At 50.6% G+C, this 23,003-nt stretch carries 22 protein-coding genes; 17 read left to right on the forward strand and 5 right to left on the reverse strand.

The window, feature by feature from the left end; translation table 11 throughout:
• Entirely contained in the window at window positions 1-1,038 is a 1,038-nt protein-coding gene (locus ACOQPM_RS12725; protein WP_420629641.1) for a 2-oxoacid:ferredoxin oxidoreductase subunit beta, read from the forward strand.
• A 30-nt stretch (window positions 1,039-1,068) separates the two neighbouring features.
• Here ACOQPM_RS12725 and ACOQPM_RS12730 read toward each other — a convergent pair whose 3' ends face one another.
• The gene (locus ACOQPM_RS12730) at window positions 1,069-1,725 is read right to left on the reverse strand and encodes an MOSC domain-containing protein (RefSeq protein ID WP_420629642.1); all 657 of its coding nucleotides are present in this window, start codon (window positions 1,723-1,725) and stop codon (window positions 1,069-1,071) included.
• Window positions 1,726-2,008: 283 nt separating this feature from the next.
• Here ACOQPM_RS12730 and ACOQPM_RS12735 point away from each other — a divergent pair, with 283 nt between their 5' ends.
• From ACOQPM_RS12735 to ACOQPM_RS12750, 4 genes are all read left to right on the forward strand, one after another.
• On the forward strand, window positions 2,009-2,614 hold the full coding sequence (locus ACOQPM_RS12735) for an FHA domain-containing protein (RefSeq protein WP_420629643.1): 606 nt from the start codon (window positions 2,009-2,011) through the stop codon (window positions 2,612-2,614).
• Between the two features lie 152 nt (window positions 2,615-2,766).
• Entirely contained in the window at window positions 2,767-3,519 is a 753-nt protein-coding gene (locus tag ACOQPM_RS12740; protein WP_420629644.1) for a hypothetical protein, read from the forward strand.
• A 14-nt stretch (window positions 3,520-3,533) separates the two neighbouring features.
• On the forward strand, window positions 3,534-5,060 hold the full coding sequence (locus ACOQPM_RS12745; RefSeq protein WP_420629645.1) for a protein kinase domain-containing protein: 1,527 nt from the start codon (window positions 3,534-3,536) through the stop codon (window positions 5,058-5,060).
• A gap of 90 nt (window positions 5,061-5,150) precedes the next feature.
• Window positions 5,151-5,867, forward strand: a complete 717-nt coding sequence (locus tag ACOQPM_RS12750; protein ID WP_420629646.1) for a hypothetical protein — start codon at window positions 5,151-5,153, stop codon at window positions 5,865-5,867.
• A 92-nt stretch (window positions 5,868-5,959) separates the two neighbouring features.
• Here the strand turns inward: ACOQPM_RS12750 and ACOQPM_RS12755 are convergent, their stop codons facing one another.
• Window positions 5,960-6,151, reverse strand: a complete 192-nt coding sequence (locus tag ACOQPM_RS12755) for a hypothetical protein (protein WP_420629647.1) — start codon at window positions 6,149-6,151, stop codon at window positions 5,960-5,962.
• Window positions 6,152-6,479: 328 nt separating this feature from the next.
• Between ACOQPM_RS12755 and ACOQPM_RS12760 the strand changes: the two genes are divergently transcribed.
• The 4 genes from ACOQPM_RS12760 (at window position 6,480) to ACOQPM_RS12775 (ending at window position 8,886) form a co-directional block, all read left to right on the forward strand.
• Window positions 6,480-7,106, forward strand: a complete 627-nt coding sequence (locus tag ACOQPM_RS12760; RefSeq protein ID WP_420629648.1) for a uracil-DNA glycosylase — start codon at window positions 6,480-6,482, stop codon at window positions 7,104-7,106.
• A gap of 222 nt (window positions 7,107-7,328) precedes the next feature.
• Window positions 7,329-7,742: a type II toxin-antitoxin system Phd/YefM family antitoxin gene (locus tag ACOQPM_RS12765; RefSeq protein ID WP_420629649.1), complete on the forward strand. Its 414-nt coding sequence runs from the start codon at window positions 7,329-7,331 to the stop codon at window positions 7,740-7,742.
• Complete coding sequence (locus ACOQPM_RS12770) at window positions 7,711-8,118, forward strand: PIN domain-containing protein (protein ID WP_420629650.1); 408 nt, start codon at window positions 7,711-7,713, stop codon at window positions 8,116-8,118. Before ACOQPM_RS12765 ends, ACOQPM_RS12770 begins: the two co-directional genes overlap by 32 nt.
• A 9-nt stretch (window positions 8,119-8,127) precedes the next feature.
• Window positions 8,128-8,886 (forward strand): class I SAM-dependent methyltransferase, encoded by a 759-nt coding sequence (locus ACOQPM_RS12775; protein WP_420629651.1) that lies wholly within the window; start codon window positions 8,128-8,130, stop codon window positions 8,884-8,886.
• Here the strand turns inward: ACOQPM_RS12775 and ACOQPM_RS12780 are convergent.
• Entirely contained in the window at window positions 8,860-9,174 is a 315-nt protein-coding gene (locus ACOQPM_RS12780; RefSeq protein WP_420629652.1) for a helix-turn-helix domain-containing protein, read from the reverse strand. The two genes, ACOQPM_RS12775 and ACOQPM_RS12780, sit on opposite strands and share 27 nt — an antisense overlap.
• 341 nt (window positions 9,175-9,515) lie before the next feature.
• On the opposite strand from ACOQPM_RS12780, the gene pdxS reads away from it, so the two are divergent.
• The 5 genes from pdxS (at window position 9,516) to fxsT (ending at window position 15,402) form a co-directional block, all read left to right on the forward strand.
• On the forward strand, window positions 9,516-10,433 hold the full coding sequence (pdxS, locus tag ACOQPM_RS12785) for a pyridoxal 5'-phosphate synthase lyase subunit PdxS (RefSeq protein ID WP_420629653.1): 918 nt from the start codon (window positions 9,516-9,518) through the stop codon (window positions 10,431-10,433).
• A gap of 96 nt (window positions 10,434-10,529) precedes the next feature.
• On the forward strand, window positions 10,530-10,976 hold the full coding sequence (gene aac(6') / locus ACOQPM_RS12790; protein WP_420629654.1) for an aminoglycoside 6'-N-acetyltransferase: 447 nt from the start codon (window positions 10,530-10,532) through the stop codon (window positions 10,974-10,976).
• A gap of 70 nt (window positions 10,977-11,046) precedes the next feature.
• Window positions 11,047-11,640 (forward strand): pyridoxal 5'-phosphate synthase glutaminase subunit PdxT, encoded by a 594-nt coding sequence (pdxT, locus tag ACOQPM_RS12795; protein ID WP_420629655.1) that lies wholly within the window; start codon window positions 11,047-11,049, stop codon window positions 11,638-11,640.
• A 195-nt stretch (window positions 11,641-11,835) separates the two neighbouring features.
• Window positions 11,836-12,621, forward strand: coding sequence for a hypothetical protein (locus ACOQPM_RS12800; protein WP_420629656.1), 786 nt, complete (start codon window positions 11,836-11,838; stop codon window positions 12,619-12,621).
• 24 nt (window positions 12,622-12,645) lie between these two features.
• On the forward strand, window positions 12,646-15,402 hold the full coding sequence (gene fxsT, locus ACOQPM_RS12805; RefSeq protein ID WP_420629657.1) for an FxSxx-COOH system tetratricopeptide repeat protein: 2,757 nt from the start codon (window positions 12,646-12,648) through the stop codon (window positions 15,400-15,402).
• Window positions 15,403-15,700: 298 nt separating this feature from the next.
• On the opposite strand, the gene ACOQPM_RS12810 is transcribed toward fxsT, so the two are convergent.
• A complete protein-coding gene (locus ACOQPM_RS12810; RefSeq protein ID WP_420629658.1) occupies window positions 15,701-16,792 on the reverse strand; it encodes a two-component system sensor histidine kinase NtrB in 1,092 nt (363 codons plus the stop codon).
• Window positions 16,793-17,096: 304 nt separating this feature from the next.
• Here ACOQPM_RS12810 and ACOQPM_RS12815 point away from each other — a divergent pair, with 304 nt between their 5' ends.
• From ACOQPM_RS12815 to ACOQPM_RS12825, 3 genes are all read left to right on the forward strand, one after another.
• Window positions 17,097-18,452: a hypothetical protein gene (locus ACOQPM_RS12815; protein WP_420629659.1), complete on the forward strand. Its 1,356-nt coding sequence runs from the start codon at window positions 17,097-17,099 to the stop codon at window positions 18,450-18,452.
• A gap of 102 nt (window positions 18,453-18,554) precedes the next feature.
• Window positions 18,555-20,318, forward strand: a complete 1,764-nt coding sequence (locus ACOQPM_RS12820; protein WP_420629660.1) for a hypothetical protein — start codon at window positions 18,555-18,557, stop codon at window positions 20,316-20,318.
• A 127-nt stretch (window positions 20,319-20,445) separates the two neighbouring features.
• Window positions 20,446-21,753, forward strand: a complete 1,308-nt coding sequence (locus ACOQPM_RS12825) for a hypothetical protein (RefSeq protein WP_420629661.1) — start codon at window positions 20,446-20,448, stop codon at window positions 21,751-21,753.
• A 30-nt stretch (window positions 21,754-21,783) separates the two neighbouring features.
• On the opposite strand, the gene ACOQPM_RS12830 is transcribed toward ACOQPM_RS12825, so the two are convergent.
• Window positions 21,784-22,773, reverse strand: a complete 990-nt coding sequence (locus ACOQPM_RS12830) for a phosphatase PAP2 family protein (protein ID WP_420629662.1) — start codon at window positions 22,771-22,773, stop codon at window positions 21,784-21,786.
• Window positions 22,774-23,003: the final 230 nt, after the last annotated feature.

Genomic DNA, 23,003 nt, shown 5'->3' on the forward strand with positions numbered 1-23,003 from the left:
ATGAGCACAAAACGACCAGCACGCGTGAATTTGATCGGGCTTTCCAAGACAGATTACAACGGGAGGCCTTCTACATTATGTAAAGGTTGCGGCCATAATTCTATTTCCAGCCAGATTGTGCAGGTTGCGTATGAGTTAAGCATTAAGCCACACGAGATGATTAAGCTGAGCGGGATTGGCTGTTCTAGCAAGTCGCCTGCTTACTTTTTGGGACGGTCGCATGGGTTTAACTCGCTGCACGGCCGTATGCCATCCATTGCCACTGGTGCGCTGATGGCCAACCACACGCTAAACGCCATCGGCGTGAGTGGCGACGGGGACACAGCCAGCATCGGCATGGGGCAGTTCAAGCATTTGATGCGGCGCAACATTCGCATGGTGTACATTGTGGAAAACAACGGTGTGTACGGCCTTACCAAAGGGCAATTTTCTGCCACGGCCGATGAGGGGCAGGAGCTGAAATATGCGGGTTCCAACGAGCTGCCGCCGATTGATATTTGCCTGGAAGCGATTATGGCAGGGTGTGGTTTTGTGGCACGCTCGTTTTCTGGGGATGCCAAGCAAGTTCGGGAATTGTTGAAGGCGGCGTTGAGTCATCGGGGAACGGCCGTTCTGGACATTATCAGCCCGTGTGTGGCCTTTAACAACCACGATACCTCTACCAAGAGCTATGGCTACGGCAGGGAGCATGAAGATCAGCTCCATGAAATCGGTTGGGTGCCTCCGGCAGAAGAAATTATGATTGACGACTATGCGCCGGGCGAAATGAAAGTGGTAGGGCTGCACGATGGCTCCCATTTGCAGCTCCGCAAGCTGGATGAAGATTATGATCCTACTGACAAGATAGGGGCTTTAAACCGCCTAATCTGGGCGCAGGAGACGCAGGAGTTTATCACTGGGCTGATTTACTTCGACAAAGATCGGGAAAATCTGGCAGAGGCGAGCCATTTGCCCCAGACGCCATTGGCACATTTACTTGAGGAGAAGTTACGGCCGTCAGCAGAGTCGCTTGATGAGATTATGACGGGTTTGATGTAATTGGGTAATTGGTAATTACGTAATTACCAATTACCCAATTACTTTCTTCAGCTTTCTTTTTAGAAGGCGCTTCCAGGGGGCGGCCAGTTCAGGAATTTCCAACAGTTGCCGGGCAATGAGTGGGTCAAGCGCGTGATGGGCTTGCTCGTTGATGCAGTGGATGGTGTGGGTGGGATACGGCCGTTCCACCAACCGCAATTCATCCCCAACTTGTACCATGCCAGGCTCCAGCACGCGCAGATAAAACCCCGTTCGCAAAGTGACCGTCACCTCGTTTAAGAATTTGGGCAGCTTCAGCTTGCGCTGCTGCTTGGAACACGGATAGCGCGGGCCAGTCACCTGCACCACTGCCTCACCCACTCGAAATATGTCCCCAACAGCCACATCCGCCTCCGTGATGCCGCTCACGGTCCAATTTTCGCCGACACCACCGGGGCCAAGCTGGGCATCTCCTTCCAACTCATAGAAATCGTTCCAAAAAGCGTAATGTGCCAATGGATGGCAACACACGGCCTGATCCAGAGAGCCGTGATGTTTGGTGTCGGCAACTTTATCGCCAACCAGCCCTGTTGTTTCAAGCTGGAGCGGCTCCGTCACTGGCTGGCGGAAGATGGCTGAACGCCAGGTGCCGCGTTTGTCCGTGAGCGTTTGGGGTTGGCCGATGAGTTGGGTATGAATCTGGATCATCTTTACTCCTTCAAAAATAAATTTGCCACAGAGACCACAGAGAAAGAAGAGAAATCCACGGAATCTGTTGATTTTCATTCATGGTAGTTGATGCAGTCGGTGAACGCTCCTTTTGAATGCGACCATTTTAGCACAAGATTTGGTTGACAGAAGCGGCCGTTCTGCGTAGTCTTGGCGCAGTGGGCTTGACCATTTTTGATTTTGAGCTTTTGTAAACGGTCAAGCCTTAGGGTTCGTTTTCTAAATAGCAGCAATTTGTGAACGAACCCACAGGATAACAGGCATGAACGGCAAAGAGCCACCCAAATTAATTGATCCAACTGGGCGCACTCATGAATTAAGTGGTGCGGCGACAACCATTGGTCGTGCCGTCGAGAACGAAATTGTGGTGAGCAGCAAGCGCATCTCGCGGGAACATGCTCGTATTCGCCGGGAAGGTTGGCGGGTGCTGGTGGAAGATTTGGGCAGCACCAATGGGACCTTTTTGAACGGCCAGCGCCTTTCTGAGCCAATGCAGCTGCGTGACCGAGACCAGATCAAAGTGGGGGATGTGCAGTTTGTGTTTCATGATCCGGAGGTGACGCACCAGGATACGCCGCTGCCCGAGTTGGAAATGGACGTTCCTGCTGGGTTGGTGCGGGTGAATCGGCAATTGGTGGAGCTGGCTCCCAAAGAGTTTGATCTGCTTGCATATTTGTATTCGCAGCCCGGTCTGGTTTGCTCAAAAGATGAGATTGGTACGGCCGTTTGGCCAGAGTACCAAGATGGCGTGTTTGATTACCAAATTGAAAATCTCGTACGCCGCCTGCGCCTAAAACTAGAGCCAGACCCCAAAAATCCTCAGCTACTCCTCACCGTGCGCGGGCGCGGTTATAAACTCATCCTGTAATCTGCATATAACTTTCTCAAGCCATCACCGTGTCACCCCTTCACCTTGTCAAAATTTAGATAGCCAGTTGTTAGCTAGCCGTTAGGCAACCTGCCCAGGCTTCGCGTTACCATGCTTCCATACAATTTTTACTGACGCAGGTATGGAGGTAGATGATGAATCAAGAGACGGTAAGGCAAAGTGAGCCAAAGCAGAGACGATTTTGGCAAGATTTTGGTGGTGTGACGTTATTGTTGGCCGGTGTTGTTTTCCTGGTAGTGAACGTATTGGGGGTGCGGCGGCTTGAAAATTGGTGGAGCCTGTTTATTGCGCTACCGGCTGTTTTGTTTTTGGGCATGGCGCGGATGGCGTGGATTGCAAACGGCCGTTTCACCATTCTACCCCGCGTAAGCAGCGGCATTGGCATCATTATCCTGACGGCAGCGCTGATGTTTGCCCTGAACCTGAATTGGGCAATGTGGTGGCCGCTGATGCTTGTGGCGAGCGGTACGGCCGTTTGGCTGTTGGGTGGTGCAAAAGCAGGTGTGGGGGGAACGGCCGTGCTGCGCCTCGGTTACTGGTTTGGCGGCACCATGATTTTGTTGGGTCTCACCTTTTTGGCCGCTCAGCACCAACTGATTGATGTAACCGCCCTGTTTGGCGATCTCCACTGGTGGGGCTTCTTCACGCTCATTCCTGGCGTGGGTGCATTTTTTGAAGGCGTGCGCATTGCCCGCCAATCAACCTGGGCTTCAGCCATTTTGCTTATTGCTGGCGTATGGATTATTGGCAGCGGCTTGATGGAGCTATTTGACCCAAACTGGCTTTCATGGGAAGGTATGGTAGGTATTGGTTTGATTGGCACCGGCTTGCTCAGTCGCGGTTTGTTTTTCCTCAAGCCGCAATCACAATCTGATGCAAAATAGTGGGTGAGGTAACAATGACCCGAACATCTCTATCGGGGCAAAATTTGGGCAAATACCGCGTTTTAGAACCGCTGGGCAGTGGCGGCATGGCGCGTGTATATCGCGGCTATCATCCTCAACTGGATCGGTTTGTGGCTATCAAGGTGCTGCGCTCCGATCTGGTTGAGGATGAAACATTTTTGGCCCGCTTTCGGCATGAAGCACAAGCTGTCGCCGCTTTGCGCCACCCCAACATTATCCAGGTGTACGATTTTGATGTGGAAGATGGCATTTACTTCATGGTGATGGAGCTGCTGGATGGGGACACGCTGCACACGCGGCTTAACGATTATCGCGTGAGGAATGAGCAAATGAGCTGGGGCGAGATGGTTCGCATTTTGCTGGATGTGTTGGACGGCCTCACCTATGCCCATCAGGAAGGCATGATTCACCGAGACATTAAGCCAGCCAATATTTTGCTGACGCAGCGGGGCCAGGCGGTGTTGGCAGATTTTGGTATTGCCCAAATCGTGGGTGGCACGCGGCATACCGTTTCTGGTGCGTTGCTGGGGACGCTCAACTACATGGCACCCGAACAGGGGCTAGAGGGGATGAGTGATGCCCGCAGCGATCTGTACTCTCTGGGCGTGGTTTTTTATGAGATGCTAACCCGCCAGCCTCCGTTCAATGCTGATACGCCACTGGCGATTCTGCTGAAGCATGTTAACGACCCATTGCCGCTGCCGTCGGAGCTAAATCCAGATATCCCGCCAGCACTGGAGCGCATTGTGTTAAAAGCGTTGGCCAAAGAGCCAGACGGCCGTTTCCAATCCGGTACAGAGATGATCCAGGCGTTGAAAACGGCCGTTGCCGAAACCAACATTGACGTGCCAGACTTTATCTCTGCGCCGCTTTCATTTTCCACCGCAGATGCCCCGGCCGATTCGGTGGCTGTTTATTCTGGAGAGGCGCGGGAAAAACTGGTGGATGCTCAATTTGCGGCGCAGGATACGGCCGTTACCAACGTTGATGCCATATCTGAAGAGCTGGCAGCCTTAAAAGCAGAAGAACCGCCCGTGTCACCATTAGTGGATAGATCAGCAGCGCTCACCACGTCCCGCCAAAATGCTGCCTGGAAAACCATTATCAATGGCCTTATTCTGATAGCTTTGTTCAACTTGATTATTATTGTGGGGTCAGGACGTGGGGGTGCAGGCTGGTTTTTCAGTAGGGGTTGGCCAATCGAACTCATTTTTTTGGGTTTGATCTTTTGCCAATTGATGATAGCCCAGCGCAATATTTGGTTGTTTATTCCTGCCGGATTGATAATAGGTCAGGGCATTTTGTTGAGCTATTTCTCGATATCAACTGCTTGGCAAGATTGGTCTTTTTTGTGGCCACTGCAAGTTTTTATGGTCATGGTTGTGCTTTGGTACCCTATTTCTCGCACAATTGCTGCCAAAGTTACGCCAGAATTGGTTGTCTTCGCGGGCAAACGGCTACGGCTTTTCGCCATGGGCACTATCATTTTGTTGCTTTTTTTCATGTTGATAACTGGTTGATAGCTAATGGTTAGCTGGCGGTTAGGTAGGGAAACGGCCGTTCCTTTACACTCCTTAATATAGCTAGAAATAATGTAAAGGAGTGACATCGTGACAAAGAAAACGACAAATTACAGCGGGTTGTTCTTAATTTTGTTGGGGGGGCTGGCATTGTTGCAAGCTACGATCTTCCCACAGTTGGGTTGGGACTTTAGCTTTTGGCGCTTTTGGCCATTGGGTATTGGTGCTGTTGGCCTTGCCTTTATTGTCGCGCCATTTATTTACACCAACCAGCCTGGACTGAAAGCGTTGTTCATCCCCGGCTTTCCGGTGATGGTGGTGGGCACACTGCTGTTGTGGGGTAGTCTCTTTAATGCCTGGGGCATTTGGCAATATTTTTGGCCCATGATTCTTTTGGGACTGGCTGTCGGGTTTTTGGCAGCATCAGTTTTTACGCGGAACGTTTGGTTGATGATTCCAGCCATCATCATTGGCATGAACGGCCTTATTTTCCAATTTTGTGCCTTGACTGGCCTATGGGGTGCATGGGCAATTCTTTGGACGCTGGAGCCATTGGCCGTTGGCCTGGCCCTGTTGGTAGCCAGTGGCGGTAAAAATCCCGGACTAATGTGGACTGGGATGGCATTAAGCGCAGCCTCTGTGGGTGGCTTTGCTCTAATGAGCGTAACATTGTCTGGTTGGGCAGGCTCACTTGGTGCAATCTTGCTCATTGTTGCAGGTATAGGTTTAGTGGCTCGCGGTCGCGGCCCTGTTTATCTGAAGGAAAAATCACCAGATGATCTGCTGGTAGACAAAGTTAAGCTGTAGAAAATCAATCAGCAGTTATGAAAGCAAAAAACGGCCGCTTCTTCCCCAGAGGCGGCCGTTTTTTGAAAACAGCAGAAACTCGATATCTTTTGCTACGTCGGTGAATTCCGTGTATGAGAAACGATAAACGAGCCTTTTAAGACAGAAAATCCAGTGATGTCATCCATTTGCTCAAGCAAGCAAAGAATTTGTTCGCGTGCGCCGCTAATCGTCAGGTTCAGAACAACATCTTCCTGAAACGGGTTCGATTGAACGGCCGTTTTGATTTGGTTCTCTTTTTGCATAACAGTAGTTAGCTCCCCGAAAAATTTTCCTCTAGTTGGGGCTTCCAATACGACGCTTGCTGCCCCGCCCGATACTGTTTATAAGGTTATTTTGGGTACGGCCGTTACCAATACATGCTCAAGACATCCGCCGAATTATCAATAATATGAATATGAATTGCGGTTGTCAGCTCTCATAAGATGGTATTAGCCTAAAAGAAATCGCTTCGCTTGCCAATTACATAAAAGTCATGAACCGGTCTTCCTATTGGTTCGGTTGGCCAAAACTTAGCATGCCTTTTGCAAACGCCAGCCCTTTGCTAAAATGGGGTGGGAAAAGGAGAAAATCATGCAAAAAAGCTTATTTGACGAACCCAGCAATGAGTACAATTCGCTAGACGAACTCATCAATGAAATGATGCAGATGGATAACGATCCGTTGGCCAATGCTGGCACAAATGTGGTCATTTGCCGAGGTAATCCGCAAGCCAAATTAATGATTGTGGGCGAGGCACCTGGACCACAAGAAAATATTCAGGGCAAGCCGTTTGTGGGCCGCTCCGGGCAGTTGCTGGACCAAATTTTGCAGGCAGTTAACTTTGATACCGAGCAAGATGTGTTTATTAGCAACTCTGTTTTTCGGATGCCGCCAGGGGAGGGGGGTAAAAATTTCCGCAAACCCACCAACGACGAAATTGAATATTACAAACCGTACTTGTATGAAATTATCCGGCTGATAGACCCCAAAATTATGCTGCTCACGGGCAACGTGGCGACGCAATCTTTGCTGGGGCTTACGGGCATTACCAAATTGCGTGGGCAGTGGCATGAGTGGAACGGCCGTCGCATGATGCCCATCTTTCACCCCGCTTACCTACTGCGTAACCCCAGCCGCAAACCCGGCAGCCCAAAATCACTCATGTGGCAAGATATCCAGGAAGTGCGCCGCGTGTATGACACTTTGGTGAGTGGGTAAATGCAGGGATTTTCAGTAATCGCCTTTAAATGACGATAGGACGCAGACAAGCGCGGAAAACGCGGATTATTTACTTTTTAGCGCCATCCACGTTAATCCGCGTCCCATTTGTGACAATTGAAAAACTGCGTGGGTAAATAGATGAGCGTTGACAAAACGGCCGTCTTGGATTAAGATTTTCGTCAGAAACTTACGAAACTTGCGGAAGTCGGGTAATCAACTATGAGTATGATCAAAATGTCTAGCGATGAGGCACGGTCTAAATGGCGCGAGGTGATTGATACGGCCGTTGCTGGCAAGCATATTGTTATTGAGCGATATGGTAAGCCTGTGGTGGCAATTGTGGCTCACCCAGAATATGAACAGCTATTTGGGCAAGCCCAAGAAGTTGGGCGAGATGAGACAAATGTATTGCGGGAGGCAGCGGCCGTTTACCAAACCGCTCCGAGGGATTGGGACATGCAATCACTTAAAGCAGAGCTAATCACCAAAATAAAGGCAGAGCTTTTGGCAGAGCCCAAGTGGCGGGATATGATCTTGCAGTTTGAGCTAGGGCAAATGCGGCAAGATGAGCTGACCCATTTAGAAGAGGAGTTTGCAGATTATGAGCAGCGTTACCCCAAAGCCGACGTATAGTATTGATACCGTTGGCTTGGTTTTGTATTTGGAAAAACGCCGTCTCGGAGCAAATGCACAAGCTGCCTTGCAACAAGCAGAAGCTCAACAAGCAACAATTTTTATTCCCGCAATGGTTTTTGCCGAAATATTATACCTTTCCGAAAAAAAGCGAATCGCTCTCACATTCAAGGAGCTTTTCGCTTTTCTTGATGTTCAATCCAGTTTTGTTGAACTACCGCTGGATCAATGTGTGATTCAGGCGGCATATGAAATAAAAGATATTCCAGAACTTCATGATCGTTTGATTGCCGCCTCAGCAAAGGTCAAGGCGCATCCCCTCATTACAAATGATGTAACCATTCAGAACTCCACGTTTGTAACCACAATTTGGTAAAATTCCGCTATGCTGCAAACTGTACGACATTCAGACAAGGCTGCGCTGCGTGGCGAACCCGGCTACGTGTGGCGCTCCGGGCAGGAACGCCGCCTGCGTATGATCCAGAAATGGATTGACCTGACCGACGCGACAATTTTGGACAATGGTTGCGGCTTGGGTACCTACCTGGATGCGTTTGCCCCGTTTACACCCCATCGTTTTGGCCTGGAGTTAGAGTTAGAGCGGGCTCAAAAAGCGCTAGCCGTCGCCCCTGGCATTGTGCAAGCTAAAGGTGAGACGCTGCCGTTTGCCAGCCACAGCTTCGATTTTGTGTTTAGCAATGAAGTGATTGAGCATGTCGAGGATGACCATCTGGCGATGGCGGAAATGGTGCGGGTGACAAAGGTGAACGGCCGTATCCTCATCTTTTGCCCCAACCGCTGGTATCCGGTGGAGCAGCACGGCATTTACTGGCGTGGCAACTACAAATTTGGCAACATCCCCTTGGTGAACTATCTGCCGAACCCACTACGCAATCGGCTGGCACCCCATGTGCGTACCTACACCAAGCGCGGCTTGCTAGCTTTGTTGCGGGGTTTGCCCGTGCGGGTGGTGCACCACGGCCGTATTTTTGGCGGTTACGATAATATTGAAAATAGATGGCCAGGATTCGGCCGTTTGCTCAAAAAGAGCCTTTACGCTGCCGAAAAAACTCCCTTGGCTGCGCTGGGCATCTCCCACCTGCTCGTGCTGGAAAAGTCAGCGGCCAGCCAAAATCAAAGATAAATCATGCAGCGTTTTCCCCAGAGCAAACAAACTGCGAATTAGCAAATCAATCGAAACAGATGGGTCGCCCGATTCCATTTTGGCAACACGTGACTGGCTTGATTTGATCAGGCGCGCCAATTCCTTCTGCGTCAAATGATTGTTTTGACGCACCTGCCGTAAATTTTCAGCCAGCGCCAACTTCAATTCAATGTAAGCAGCTTCTTCTGGACTCAATTCCAGAAAATCTTCAGCGGAACCAACTGCCCAGCCAGCTTGCACTAACTTTTCTTTCTTTTTTGGATCCATTATTTCTCTTCCGATTTACAGTGAATCATAATGTTTGATCCGCTGTTGGCAGGTCTTAATCTCGCCATGTAACCAAACCAATGGCCTTTCGAGAGGAACCATACCATAAATTATATGTCACTTTCGACATATTTCAAGCCCGAAACTCAATTTGATCTCCGGGTTGATTGACTATCTTTGCCAATTTATTAACATAAAAAGATGTTATTTATATACGGTTTTCAAAGAAAACAATAGTGCCGATTTGCTTGAATTGCCCGTCAGCTCTTATTAAAATCGTGGTACAGAAACGCATAAGAGATGTCGAGACTAATCCGCAGGAAAGAAAATGGAGGTTCAAGATGAGCGAAAATGGAAAAATCAAGCAAAATGGGCAAAGCGAAGTCGGTAGCTTCAAAGTAAAAGCTGGGCTGGCGCAAATGCTAAAAGGCGGCGTCATTATGGATGTCGTCACGCCAGAACAAGCCGTGATTGCTGAAGAAGCAGGTGCTTGTGCCGTGATGGCTTTGGAGCGCGTCCCGGCAGACATTCGCCAAGATGGTGGCGTAGCCCGCATGTCTGATCCCGGCATGATCAAAGAGATTATTGCCGCCGTGAGCATTCCCGTTATGGCCAAAGCTCGCATTGGCCACTTTGTGGAAGCCCAGATTTTGGAAGCAATTGGCGTGGATTACGTGGATGAGAGCGAAGTGCTCACTCCCGCTGATGAGACCCACCACATCAACAAACACAACTTCAAGATTCCGTTTGTGTGTGGCTGCCGCAATTTGGGTGAAGCCCTGCGCCGCATTGGTGAAGGCGCGGCGATGATCCGCACCAAAGGGGAAGCTGGCACGGGCGACGTGGTAGAAGCGGTGCGCCACGCTCGCACCGTTTTGGGTGAAATCCGGCAGTTGCAGCTCATGCCCGATGAAGAATTGATGACCTATTCTAAAAATATCGGCGCACCTTACTCGCTGGTGAAAGAAACCAAAGAGTTGGGTCGCTTGCCAGTTGTCAACTTTGCTGCTGGCGGCATTGCCACCCCCGCTGACGCTGGGTTAATGATGCAAATTGGTGTGGATGGTGTGTTTGTCGGCTCTGGCATCTTCAAGAGTGGCAACCCGGCTGAACGTGCCAAAGCGATTGTAGAGGCAACCACCCACTTCAAAAATGCAGAGATTTTGGCCAAAGTGAGCGAGAATCTGGGCGAGCCGATGGTGGGTATTAACGTAAGTAGCCTGCCAGAGAGTGAACATCTGGCCACGCGCGGCTGGTAGCCCGGCAGGTGATCGTGTGATCGTAGCCGCGCTTTCTTAGCGCGTTTATTGCACTATCAAAACGCGGAAAGAATCCGCGGCTACAACAAGATTGTGATGAAAGTACGTGAGTTAGATTCTTCGCGGGACATGACGGAGTGGCTGCGGCTGCGGCAGGGGTTGTTTGACGACAGCACCGAGGCGGAGCATCAGCAGGAGATGGCCGAGATTTTGGCGGAGGCTGATGGTTGTGTGTTGGTAGCGGAACGGCCGTCTTCACCCAAACTCGCTGGTTATTTACACGTCGGCAGCCGCAAATATGCCGAAGGCTGCACCACCTCGCCTGTTGCTTATCTAGAAGAGTGGTTTGTAGACGCCGATGTACGTCGCCAGGGCGTGGGGCGGGCGCTTATCGCTGCAGCGGAAGCATGGGCGCAGCAAAATGGCTACACTGAACTCGCCTCCGACACACTCATTGAGAACGAGATCAGTCTAGCCAGCCACTTAGCCCTCGGCTTCACCGAAGTCGAGCGGCAAATCAACTTTATCAAAAAACTAGATTAGCCACAGAGAACACAGAGGAAAAAGAGAAAAACTCATAAATCTCTGTGCCCTCTGTGGCAAAAAATCAACTATGAAAATTGGGGTTTTGGCACTGCAAGGTGCCTTTGTTGAACATATAAAAATGCTGGAATCGCTGGGTGTGGAGGCGGTTGAGGTGCGCCTGCCGGAGCAGTTGGCTGACCTGGATGGCCTCATCATCCCTGGTGGGGAAAGTACCACTATTGGCAAGCTGGCGCGTCGCTTTGGGCTGATGGCACCGCTACACGAGTTTGCCACCGCCAAGCCAGTATGGGGAACTTGCGCGGGGATGATTTTCTTGGCGAAAGAGATTGCCAGCGGCACCGAGGGGAAAGACCAGCCGCTTTTGGGCATTATGGATATTGAGGTGGCGCGGAATGCGTTTGGGCGGCAGGTGGACTCGTTTGAGACGAATTTGGATGTGGCGGTGTTTGCCAATGGGGACAAACGGCCGTTCCCTGCCGTGTTCATTCGCGCCCCAAAATTAGTGGCTGCCAAAGCAGATACAAAAATCATTGCGACGCTGCCAGACGGTACGGCCGTTGCTGCCCAGCAAGGCCACTGGCTTGTTACCTCATTCCACCCAGAATTGACGGGAGACGGCCGTTTCCACGAATACTTTTTGTCTTTGATTGATAGAAAGTAAAAAATAGCGAGCATCTTGCGCTTGTTCGTTGCGTAGTAATTTGCTACTATCTTCGCAACGAATCCGGTTCGGTAACCAATAAACCTAAACGTTATTCAAAATTGAATTAATCGGCCATTCCGCCTGCCGGACTCGCGAGCTGTAAGTTTTAGAAAGGCCATTTTACGTTAGCCAGTTAGTGCCACAGGAGGATATATGTCAGCAGATCCAAAATTACTATATGCTGCCCTCAACCAAAAATACAGTAAGTCAGAATTGCGAAAACTCGCTTTTGAGTTAGATATCGATTATGAAGATATTGAAGGGCAGAACAAATCTGCCAAAGTATTGGCTTTAGTGCAATATGCCCAACGTCACAGTCGCCTGGAGGAAATTGCCGCCTACATACGACGCAGCCGCCCGGATGAAAAGCTCAAGCCAAAACTTACTGCACAAACTTCCCTAGAAGACGCTAATCAATCTGATTCCGGGAGAGTCACCCATATTTATCAGGCACCTGTTTATCAAGGTGATATTGGCAATTTAGCTACAGAAGGGGGAACTGCGACCGATTCGCGCAAGAAAATAGAGGTAAAAGCTGACAATATCATTGGCAACATTGGCGATGGCGAATTTCGTAACGAAGGCAATATTGCAATGGGGGATATTGTTCTTGGTGACCAGCCGCTACCTCAGACAAAAGAAGAATTCATTAAACAATTAAAAACCTTGCAAGATCTGCTAAATGAGGCAGTTAGTCAAGGTGAATTTGATAAAGAGCGGGACGGCACAAAAGTAGTTGCAGCGGCTGATGAAATTGCTGAAGAAATCGCTGAAGAAGAACCAGACAAGATTACCATCCTTACCCGATTAAAGGAACTCAAAACGAGATTAGAAAATATTGCTTCTGTGGTTGAGGCAGCAGGTAAAACTGGCAAAGCCATTCTCAAGGCTGCTCCAATTGTTGGCGCTTTAATCAAATTGGCTCAGATCGTGTTTTAAGCTTAGTCGATTAACGAGAAGTACATGAGCAAACGATCTGAACCTCCTCAATACAAAATAGATGCCGATATTATCATTGGCAATATTGGTGATGGAGATTTTCATAATGAAGGTACGATCAATATTGGATTGCCATCTTTTAGCTTTCCCATCAACAATCTCCCCCCGCCCAACCCGCGCTTTACCGGCCGTCAGCAACACTTAGAATTATTGCAGACGACTGCCGTCAAGCATCGGTCAATGAACGGCTTCGCCCAAGCCATTACTGGCCTGGGCGGTATAGGCAAGACTCAGCTAGCCCTGGCATACGCTTACCGACATCGCCAAACTTATGATATTATCTGGTGGATAAATGGTAGCGATGCTACCCAGGTGGAAAGTGACCTGCTTCTTTTAGGTCAACGGTTGCTGCTACCCTTGCCAGCTAACGATTTCCCTGCTGCCCGACAAATAGTCCTTAGCTGGTTAAGCAGCACAGACAAAAACTGGTTGCTCATCTATGACAATGTTGACACCTTGAATGCCCGTCAGTTGCGCCCTTATCAACCTAGTGGTGCCGGCCATATCCTAATTACTAGCCGAAACCCTCACTGGGCTAAACAGGCTTGGGTTCTGGATGTCAATGTCTTTACTTCTCAAGAATCAACTGCTTTCTTCCAAAAACGATTGCACGGGGCAAGTGATCCTGCCTTACTTCCGTTGGCTGAGGCGTTAGGCTACCTGCCTTTGGCTTTAGAGCATGCTGCTGCCTACATGGAAACCAGGGAGCAGACAGCGGCTTTTTATCTAAAACAGTTTAAAACTCGGCGACAGGAGTTGTGGGAACGTACTGAACCACCCGACGATTACCATGCCACCATTGCTACTACCTGGGATATAAGTTTCAAACAAGTACAGAAAACGCCTGGTGCAGCCGAATTACTGGCTTTATGTTGCTTTCTGGCTCCGAATGATATTCCACTATTTTTACTTTCTAAACATTCTGATGCGTTAAGGAAAATAGAATGGTTTGCCTTCTTCTTAAGCAGAAAGACTATTAGAAAAAATCTCCGTATTGTCCTAGAAAACAGTATGATGCGGGCTGATGCTTTATCTGTCCTTCGCAAGTATTCTCTGCTGAACGGCTCGGAAGAGAGTTTAAATATACATCAGATGGTACAAATGGTCTATCGTGATCGAATAGGACGGGAAAAGGAGTTGGAATGGGTAGAGTTGGCGTCGGAGCTTCTGATTTCAGCTTTTCCTGTTGATAATCATGACGTAATTACTAGAAAAGCGAGGCGTCAATTCCTACCTCATCTACAATGCCTTATCGTTGCTGCAAACTCGCTAGAGATCGCTGACCATAACCTTGTTGCTCTAAATCTCGGGGCGGGGACCTTGCTTAAGGATAGTTATGAATATGATGCGGCCAAACCCTACTTCGAACGTGGCCTAGCTATTAGTGAGAAAGTCCTGGGAACCGACCACCCACATACAAACATCTGCCTCATTGCCCTGGGTAAATTGCTTATGGCTAATGGGGAGTTCGATATGGCCAGACCTTACTTCGAACGTGCCCTGACTTTTTTCGAGAAAGCCATGGGAGGCGACCATCCCAATACTGCCACTAGTCTCAACATTCTAGGGTCATTGCTTCTGGAAACAGGAAAGTATGAGGCAGCCAAGCCTTACTACGAACGGGCCTTAGCTATCCGAGAAGAAATCATGGGAGCGAATCATCCGGAAACCGCCTCTAGCCTCAGAAGTCTTGGATCATATTTCATGAACATTGGTGAGTACGAGGCGGCCAGGCCTTACTACGAACGTGCCTTAGCTATCCGAAAGGAAATCATGGGAGCGAATCACCCGGAAACCGCCTCTAGCCTTAATAGCCTTGGAGTGCTGCTCTTTACCAAAGGTGAGTATGAGGAAGCTAGAAAATATTTCGAACGTGCCTTAGCCATTGAAGAAGAAGTCATGGGAGTAAACCATCCGGGTACCGCCACCAACCTCGATAATCTGGGGTCATTGTTCGAGAAAATCGGGGATTATGCTACCGCCAGACTCTATTTCGAACGTACCTTAGCCATTCGAGAGGAAGCCTTGGGAGTAAACCATCTGGATACCGCCACCAGCCTCAATAACCTTGGTCATTTATTTTGGACTACCAGGGATTATGCTGCTTCCAAGCCCTACTTCGAACGCGCTCATGCTATTTATCATAAAGTCCTAGGAGCCGACCATCCCGATACCGCCACCAGCCTCAACAATCTGGGTTCATTGTTCCTAAGAACTGGGGATTATGAAGAAGCCAAGTCTAATCTAGAACGCGCTCATGCTATTTATCATAAAGTCCTAGGAGCCGACCATCCCGAAACTGCTCTTTGCCTCAATAACCTAGGTGCATTATTCCGGAAAACTGGGGAGAGTAGGACGGCCGGACTTTACCTTGAACGCGCCCTGGCCATCTTTGAGAAAGCTCTGGGGGCTGACCATCCCAATACTGCCCTTCCTCTTAATAACCTAGGTTTATTGTTCCTGAAAACTGGGGATTATCGAGAAGCTAGGTCTTATCTTGAACGCGCCTTGGCCATTACCGAAAAAGCTCATGGAGTTGAACATTTATCCACCACCCACTGCCTCGAAGGTCTAGGCAAATTACTTAAAGCCACTGGTGAGGTCGAGGCAGCCAGGCCTTACCTTGAACGCGCCCTGGCTATTACTGAAAAGGTTCTGGGAATTGACCATCCAGACGCCCAAATAATTAAAGGAAGCCTTAACAGCTTAGCTGACATCTAAACTTGGCTTCATTCGTTTAGCCAATCCACTTACGGTCGCTGCCTTGTCCAACCTGCCCCAAACCTATCTAGCGTTTTGCGTTGGTAGAAAATACTGGACAAACTCTAGTGCTTTTTTGGCAATCAAAATTGGGAGCCGGGTCAATCACCAAGCCCCGAGCTTGTCTGGGTCCAATTTTGGTAGAGATTGCACAAACAAGCATGATCTTAAAAGATCACGCTAAAAAACTTGCATAAGCAGGATTAAATAAGAGCGCTTTAGCGTTCTTATCCACGTAGCCGCCGGTCTCGGCCGATGGCTACAGGTTTCGAGGGAGGACAACGGTGAAGGTTGCGCCGCCGAGTTCGTTGTTTTCTGCCCAGATACGGCCGTTGTGCTGCTCCACAATTTGGCGAGAGATAAACAAACCCAGCCCTGCCCCTTTGCCTAGCTGCTTGGTACTGAAAAATGGCTCAAATATGCGCTCCAGCAGGGCTGGCTCGATGCCGCTGCTGGTGTCGCTGACGGAGAAGGCGTAGGCTTCCTGGTGTGCACCGTTGCCGTTGCCGCCAGGGGGTGTCTGACCTTCGTTGATGCACCAGGAGCGGATTTCTACGGTGCCGCCGCTGGCGGGCATGGCGTCGCGGGCGTTGATGAGCAGGTTGAGCAACACTTGCGTTAGGCGATTGTGATCCAGCACAATGGTCTTTAGCTCCTCATCCAGCTTTTTCACCAGTTGAATGTTGTACTCTCCCCGGAACTGATGCTGCACCAGCACCAGCGCGTCTTCGATGATCATGTTGAGGTCGGTAACGGCCGTTTGCATTTCAGCCGCATAAGAATAATTTCGCAAAACCTCCACAATTCTGGCAGAACGCCAGGCGCTTTGCTCAATCATCTGCACGTAGTGCAGCAGCTGCTCCATGCCCAAATTGTTTTCTTCAATTTCATGCAGCAGGTTGCTACAGGTGGCGGCGATGATGCTCAGCGGCGTGTTTAGTTCATGGGCAACGCTGGCGGTGAGCAAGCCAATGCCCGCCAGCCGCTGCGTTTGCAGCAAGGCTTCGTTTAGCTGTTCAATTTCTTGCCAATGGGTAAAGGAGACCATTGTGGTGCTGGTAATGTGGTCAGAAACGGGGGTGATAGCCAGATTGACGGTGACGGAACGGCCGTCCGGCTGGCGCAAGGTGGTCTGATGAGGGGGGCATTCGGCCAAAGTTTGCTCACCAGCGCCGATGTCGGCCCAGGTGCGGCCAATTAGCTGCTCAGATTCCCAACCCAAAATGCGCCCGGCGGCCGTATTGGCCGAGGTGACGATGCCGTTGTCGTCTAAAACAAGCACACCCGCCGACACCGTTTGTAGCAAATGTTCGTAAAACGCTTCGGTTGTTGTTGGTTGGGTAATGACCATTGAATCTTTCCTATTCCTCATCTCGAAGGCGTTTTAGCGACGCATTTTTGGATGGCGAGTTGGTGCTAAACAGTACCGTCTATAGCATACGTCAGGGGGCAAATCGCGTCCGTATGTGCGCCGTAAAATCATCGTGAACACGGCGTGAACGGCCAATTTTGAGCACGTTCGTCTAGCACTTTTGCCCTACAGATTTTTGGGTGGGAATCGCGTACTATGTTTGCAGCAGAATGAGCAGACCACAGAAAATAATTTGAAGAACGGGGAGCATTTTCACTGTGGTTTGCCAAAATGGAGCAGAAAAATGAAGAAGCTGACCCGATGGAGCCTATTTGGCTCGTTCCTCATTGCTAGCCTGTTGGTCGTTTTTTTCCTGTTGAATAGGCAATCCCCACGGCCATTGCTGGCGCAAGCAACGGCCGTAAATTGCCCCCCATTACCCCCTGCCAGCGGTACGATTGTGAACGTGTCTACAGTCGCTGGGCTGCAAAATGCGGTAAATAATGCCTCAACTGGCGATACCATTCTTATTGCCGATGGCATCTACAATCTGGACGGCGTTTACTTGCGAATTGATACGTCCAACGTGACGCTGCGTTCGGCCAGCGGCAATCGGGCGGCGGTGGTTCTGGATGGCAACTACATCACCACCGAAATCATCCAAATTGTGGCTTCAGACGTGACGGTAGCGGATGTGACGTTGCGCGAAGCGTATTATCATCCTATCCACGTAATGACCACCGATGCGGGGGACACGCTGAATACGCTCATCTACAATGTCCACCTAATCGATCCAGGGGAGCAAGCGATCAAAATCAACCCAGCGGCGGATGGCACGTACCCGGATGATGGGGTGATTGCTTGTTCGCATCTTGAATTGACGGATGTGGGACGGCCGTTCATCCGCAACAATTGCTACACGGGCGGCATTGACGCCCACCAAGCCGAGGGTTGGGTGATTCGAGACAATTTGATTGAAGGCTTTTGGTGCGATGAGGGGCTGTCGGAACATGGCATCCACCTGTGGCGGGGCTGCCGCGACACGGTGGTGGAGCGCAACGTGCTGCGCGAAAATGCGCGGGGCATTGGTTTTGGCCTCGTCACCAGCGGCGAGGCGCGCACCTATGGCGACAATCCTTGCCCCAGTGCGGGGGGCGGCTACGTGGACCATTACGGCGGCATCATTCGCAATAACTTTATTTTTGCCAGCGATGGAGATTTATTTGCTTCACAGTTTGGGTTTGATTGCGGCATTTGCTTGTGGCAAGCGTGTGAGGCACAAATCTTTAACAATACCGTTGTCTCCACGCAGACACCATTTTCCTCGATTGAGTGGCGGTTTGATAACACCGAGGTGGAGATTGCCAACAATCTGGTGAGCCACAATTTGCGCGACCGGGGCGGAACGGCCGTTCTCAATAACAATCTGGAAAATGCACCCCTGTCACTTTTTGTGAATGGCGCAAATGGGGATTTGCATCTGCACAGCGCGGCGTTTGCCGCCATTGACCAAGCCACGACTCTGGCCGAAGTGAGCGATGATGTGGATGGTGAGGGACGGCCGTATGGCCCTGCCCCCGACCTCGGTGCCGACGAACTTAATGCGCCGCCTTTTGAGGCTACGAATTGGGTTTATCTGCCATTGGTTCATTCTGAATAGATTTATCCACAGATTTCGCTACACAGATTTTGTACTTTTCTCTGTGAAACTCTGTGCTTTCTCCGTGTAGCTCTGTGTTCCGCTGTTTTTATGAGGTGAACTATGAAAACGAGACAAACCATTACATTTTTGCTTTTGTTCTCGATTTTGTTGCTTGCCACTTGGCCAACCGCACAAAAATTGCTGGGCGCGCCGCAGGGTGGCACCTTTTACGTCGCTACCGACGGCAGTGACAGCACTGGTAGTGGGACTAGCGGCAATCCCTGGGCAACCATTACCCACGCTTTGGACAACGTACCGGATGGCAGCTTGATTTTGGTGAAGCCTGGGACGTATAACGGCCGTATCCGCATTCGCGGCACATTCCCCACAGGCGTTACGGTTCGGTCAGAGGTTCCTTACGAGGCAATCTTGCAAAATAACGATCGCGTCATCACCGCCTACGCCCACGCAAATGGCGTGCAGGGTATCACCATCGAAGGGTTCGAGATTCGGCATGATGGCCCCGGCGCAGCGCCGCTAGTGGTTCACATTGACGGTGGCGGCAACGGCAGCGTGAGCCACATCACCATCCGCAACAATATCCTGCACGACAGCTACGACAACGACATCCTAAAAATCAACAATGCTACTCACGATATTTTGGTTGAGGGCAACATTTTCTACAACCAGACGGGTTCTGATGAGCATATTGATGTGAACAGCGTGGAGGATGTGATTATTCAGGACAATGTCTTTTTTAACGATTTTGCGGGAAGCGGCCGTACCAATCTCAACAACACCGGCAGCTACATTGTTATCAAAGACAGCAACGCTGGGGACGATATGTTCGTGGGCAATGACCGTATTACCGTGCGGCGCAACGTATTCTTCAACTGGGCTGGCTCCACAGGCTCCAACTTTGTCCTTATTGGCGAGGATGGCCAGCCATTTTTTGAAGCGCGGAACGTGCTGGTAGAGAATAATTTGCTGCTGGGCAATGCGGCCAACGTCATCCGCGCTCCATTTGGCGTGAAGGGCGGCCAAAATGTCGCCTTCCGCAACAATACCGTCGTGGGCGATTTGCCAGCGTATGCCTACGCTTTCCGCCTCAATTCCGAAGGCAGCAATCCAGCTAATGAAAACATTCAGTTTTTCAACAACATTTGGGCTGATCCCACTGGCTCGATGGGCTCAGATGGCAGCAACAGCAATGATTTTTCCGACACGCCGCCGGGGGAAACGAGTAGCTGGACGCTGGACAACAATCTGTACTGGAATGGCGGAACGGCCGTTCCCACCGATAGTGGTGAGCTAATCAACTACACAGATGACAGTAACCGCCTGGTGGCCGATCCGCTGCTGCCGGGGCAGGGTGGGCTGGTGTTGCCGCGCTGGAACGGTAGCCAATTTGCCGATGGCTCAGCCACAATTATGGAGGTGTTCACGAATCTGGTCATGCTTTATGGCACGCCGTCTGGCAGCAGCCCGGTGGTTGATGCTGCCGATCCGACCAACGCCCCGGCTGAGGATATTTTGGGCAACGGCCGTACCAATCCAGACATCGGCGCGGTAGAAATCATCCCTCAGCTACAGCTTTTTGGTTCGCCCAATGACCAAATGATTGTGCTGAACTGGCAGGTGAACACACCGGTAGACCCCGGCACGACCTGGCAAATTAGCTACAGTGGCCCGGCTGGTGCCCAGCCCTCGCCCATCACCGGACTGGCGGCAGGCACGCGCAGCTACACGCTCACCGGGCTTACCAACTACACCACCTACGAAGTTACGCTGAATGCAATGGTTTCTGGCTCTCCAGTTCTCACCGACACAATCAGCATCATGCCTACCGATTTGCTGATTTATTTGCCGCTTACAACTCGGTAAATAGATTCGTGCATCCCAGTTGACAGTCACTTTTTAAAGTGACTGTCAACTTGCAGCCGTAATCACGTTTCCATGACGGCAAGTGCGTAAGCTGCTATCAAATTCAAGCTAATAAGGATTTGAGAGCATGAGAACAAAGAGCGCATTTATTTGGTTGTGGATATTCATTTTGCTGATTGGATGCACGCCTGCCGTTGAGGATGTTGAGCCAACGGCCGTTTCCACAACCAGCCAGTCCCAACCTACCGCAATAACTACATTAGTGTCTACGGCAACGGCCGTTCCCACCACGCAACCAGCGCCAACTCCCACTGCCACCCCCATCACCATCCCCCTACCTGCCTGGTTGTCTGATCCCGCCACGCCCGTTGTGGTTAGCGCCATCAAGGCGGGGATCTATGACGAAACCCTCCACCTGCATTTCCTCAATTTAGAAACTGGCGAAGCGTTTGAGCTACCGTTAGCAGAAGGTAGGCGCGATCTGGTTTACCAATGGGAAACAAACACGCTGTTTTCCTACTGGCAATCCATACCCGACACTGACCCAAAGGCATGGGAACACACCGCTTTAGATCTCACCACAGGCATTATCATCCAAAAATTAGAAGATGCGCCGATGAAAGACAGACGATTGTCGCCCGATGGGCAACACCTTGCCCGCATGGAATGGATTTCCCCGTGGGACGTTGAGGAAGGCGAACCGTTTGGCATGCAAATGCTCCACATCGAGGACGTGAACGGCAATATCGTTACGCTGGACGATCCCGTTGAGCCTGAATTTGACAATGACCGCCCCGATTTGAAATGGTCGCCAGACGGCCGTTACCTAATGGTAATTCACCGCCATCAAGACAATCCAGACGTGTACGAATTTTGCACCATCACCACCTTTTTCACCAATCAAGGGGAACTGGTCGGTTCGTATGATGGGTTGCATGGTGATTGGGCTACCGACGGCAGCAGTCGCGTCCAATACCGCAGCTTTGGCGAGATTTGCTGGTTCGATGTGGCGGTAGGCAGTGAAACAAGCTGCAACGGTGCTAGTTCAAGATGGGCTGATGAACGGGGCTACACCACCGACAAATACCAGCTATCGCCAGATGGCACGCGCTTGAGCTTTATTTATTGGCGGACGCCGCCAGCCTTGCTGGATGGGTTCGACAGCGGGGTTTGCTTTGTACAGCTTAGTGACGATGCGGTTGTCTGCCCCACAGATGCCGTTGCCGACACCTTCCCCGAAGCGAATGGCCCCTACTTGCTTGAAGCCAACTGGTCTCCAAACGGGGAATTCTTGCAAATTTTGGTTGATCCTGGTGGACTAAGCAGCAGCGACAGAACGATGATGGCGATGGCTGTCATTGCGGCGGATGGCTCCAACTTTTTCTGGCTTGGCCCAGCCTATTGGGGGGATTCGGTAGCGAAGTGGCGACCATAAGCGTTCTAGCGGCGCGGAAAGAATCCACGGCTACAGCGTCATTTCAATGCCTGGGTCGGGTTTGGCCTGGGCGAGTTGGAGTTTGACAAACGCCCAGGGTGCATAATATGTGACCCACAGCGTTAGCAGGGCGTAGCGCAGCAGGCGCAGCGGCAACGCTAGCCAAAGCGGGTCATCGGGGAAGAGTTGGCCTAGCCCTGCCCAAATGGCGACGGCGACGACTATCCCCAGCAGGTAGCGCACGGCTCGCTGCCAAATAGCGCCTTCCACCAAAAAGCGAATGCGGCTGCGTTCTAGCACTAGCCCAATGCCTGCACCGAGCAAGCTGGATACGGCCGTTACAAATCCCTCCACGCTCTCCAACTCCACCTCTGGCAACCGGCTGGCCCAAGCAACGGTCGTGTCTGGTTCACCAATGATGAGCCGGATGATGAGGTAAACGGCCGTAAACGCCACTGGCACCAAAACCACTGTCAGCAGCCGCTGCCCCAAAATGCGCTTCTCAAATTTAGACTGGTAACGCCGCTGCCAGATTAAATAGCCAGCCAAAACGAGTAGACCCAGCACGAAGCCCGCCGCCACGTCATGCACAAAGTGGGAACCTAGGTAAATGCGGCTCACGCCCATCACAATGATCATGAGAATGGCAAGCAGCCACATCCAACGCCGCCGCAGCCAAACGGCCGCAAACAGATAAATAGTTGTAGTAAACTGCGTATGCCCGCTGGGGATGCCATACCCGCCGTCTGTGAACTTTTCAAGCGCGGGGTCTAGCCAAAACGGCCGTGGCTGCCGAAAAGCATGTTTCAACGTCGTGTTGAACACATTCCCCACCAAAAAAACGTAGGCCAATGCCCGCCCGGCTTCCTTGTGTACGCTCCAATAAATCAGCGGAAACAGTGCCAAATAAAACTCTTCAATGCCCAATGTGCTTATGAACTGAAAAAATGCTTCTAGCTGGGGCAGGGTTTCCTGAAACCAACGTGAGGCGTCTACGCCAAATTGCAAAAGGGGATCCATTTTTTAGCTCCTATGTAAAAGCCAACAAATACCTTGAATTAGATTGAGCGCACATTTGGCTTTTACTTGAGCAAACCACAGAGAAATCGCTCGTCGGTTTTCAAGATATTTTCTGTGGTTTGCATACTTACCAGGAACATAGATGAGAGATTAAGAAACACCTGCATTGGTAGACTGGTGAATCTTGCATTTGTTACTATTATTGTTTAGAGCAAAACTTACGCAATTTT

The organism is Candidatus Leptofilum sp., from assembly GCF_965223525.1.
Taxonomy (GTDB): Bacteria; Chloroflexota; Anaerolineae; order Promineifilales; family Promineifilaceae; genus Leptofilum.